Below are 2,083 nucleotides of genomic sequence, written 5' to 3' on the forward strand. Positions count from 1 at the left end.
GGGTGAAACGGGTGACGGCGGCCTGCGGCGCCTACTGCTCGCCGGGGGCGACCAGGCCCGACTCGTAGGCGAAGATCACCGCTTGGGCGCGGTCGCGCAGCCCCAACTTGCCCAGGATGCGGCTGACGTGGGTCTTCACCGTCTGCTCGGCCACGATCAGGGTGGCCGCGATCTCCTGGTTGGACTGGCCCCTCGCCACCAGCACCAGGACCTCCGACTCGCGCGCCGTCAGCCCCTTCAGCCGCAGCGCCGGGTCCCTGCGGCGCCGGGTGGCCGGCCGGGCGGCGAAGTCGGCGATCAGCCGGCGCGTCACCGAGGGCGCCAGCAGCGCGTCACCGGCCGCCACCACCCGTACCGCCGCGATCAGATCGGCCGGCGGGGCGTCCTTCAGCAGGAAGCCGCTGGCTCCGGCGCGCAGCGCCTCGTACACGTAGTCGTCCACGTCGAAGGTGGTGAGCATCAGCACCCGTGGCCGGTGCAGCACGCCCGGCGGCGGGTCGAGGAGCCGCCGGGCCGCCTCCAGGCCGTCCATGACGGGCATCCGCACGTCCATCAGCACCACGTCCGGGTGCTGCCGGCGGCTGAGCTCCACGCCCTCGGCGCCGTTGACGGCCTCGCCGACCACGTCGATGTCGCTCTGCGCGGCGAGCAGCGCCGCGAACCCGGCCCGTACCATCGCCTGGTCGTCGACGATCGCCACGGTGATGGCGCTCCCTGCGCTCCTCATGCGGTGCCCCCCGAGGTTGGTTCGTGCAGTGGCAGGACGGCCGCCACCCGGAAGCCGCCCTCCGGCGTCGGGCCGGTCTCGAGTGTGCCGCCGACCAGGCGCGTGCGCTCCCGCATACCGACCAGACCGTGACCGGTGCCCTGGGTCTCCAGGGGCGGCGCGGCGGTGGCGGCCGGGCCGTTGACCACCTCCACGCGCAGCGCCGAACGGTCGCCCGGCACGGTCACGCGCACCGTCGCCGCGGCTCCCGGCGCGTGCCGCACGACGTTGGCCAGCGCCTCCTGCACGATGCGGTAGGCGTTGAGGGTGATCGCCTGCGGCAGGTCGGCCGGCTCGCCGGTGACCGTGAGCCGGGCCGCCACCCCGGCCCTCACCGTCGACTCCACCAGCGCGCCCAGCTCGTCCAGGCCCGGCTGCGGCACCAGCTCCGGATCGCCCCCGGCGTTCTCGGCGCGCAGCACGCCGAGCAGCCGCCGCATCTCGGCCAGCGACTGGCGCGCGGTGTCGGCGATGGCGGCGAACTCGGCGCGGACCGGCTCCGGCACACCTTCGATGCGGTACGGGGCGCTGTCGGCCTGCACGGTGATCACCGACATGTGGTGGGCGACGACGTCGTGCAGCTCGCGGGCGATCCGCGCGCGCTCCTCCAGCAGGGTGCGGCGGGCCCGTTCGGCCTCGCTGATGGTCTCCTGCTCGACCAACCGGCGCTGTGCCTCCGAGCGTTCACGCACCGCGCCGCCGAGCAGCAGCACCGATCCCGACAGGACGACGAGCACCACGTTGGAGCCCACCGAGTGACTCGGGCGCAGCACGCCGAGCAGCACGGCGGCGACGGCGGTCAGCAGCCACACCGCGGCCAGGGTCCGGCGGGGCAGGCGGAGGGAGAGCGCCAGGCAGAGGAGGAGGTAGCCGACGATCGTGGTCGGTTGCCAGGGCCACGGCTGGCCGCCCAGGTCGTCGGCCCACAGGAGGAGGACGAGGGCCGTCAGCACGTCGGCGCCGAACACGACGTACCAGGCGCTCAGCGGCCGGGCTCCGGCCAGCAGGAGGGGAGCGGTCTGGGCGACACCGAACAGGGCGGCGAGGCCGCCGGGCACGCCGTGGGTGTCCAGCAGGACGACCACGGTGGTGGGCAGCAGCGCGGCGGCCAGCGCGACGGCGAGGACGTGCGGCAGCAGCCGCATCCACGCCTTCGGCGCGCGCGCGAGCAGTGCCTCGCCGGGCTCGGGCGCGGCGAGCGCCTGGGACAGCAGCGCGGCCTGCCGCCGGGCCTGACCCAGCAGCCGGCCGGCGGGCGATTCGGAACCGGGGGCCACGATCCGCCAGCGTACGGCGTCCCTCTGGGTGGGGGGGTGG

Annotated in this window: 2 protein-coding genes; both read right to left on the bottom strand. The window is 75.3% G+C overall.

From position 1 onward, the window contains the following. Positions 1-31: 31 nt before the first annotated feature. Entirely contained in the window at positions 32-727 is a 696-nt protein-coding gene (locus E1283_RS35595) for a response regulator (protein ID WP_132822294.1), read from the bottom strand. After that, the gene (locus E1283_RS35600) at positions 724-2,046 is read right to left on the bottom strand and encodes a sensor histidine kinase (protein WP_132822295.1); all 1,323 of its coding nucleotides are present in this window, start codon (positions 2,044-2,046) and stop codon (positions 724-726) included. The genes E1283_RS35595 and E1283_RS35600 overlap by 4 nt, the downstream gene beginning before the upstream one ends. Positions 2,047-2,083: the final 37 nt, after the last annotated feature.

Origin of the sequence: Streptomyces hainanensis (assembly GCF_004348415.1) — a bacterium.
GTDB lineage: Bacteria > Actinomycetota > Actinomycetes > Streptomycetales > Streptomycetaceae > Streptomyces > Streptomyces hainanensis.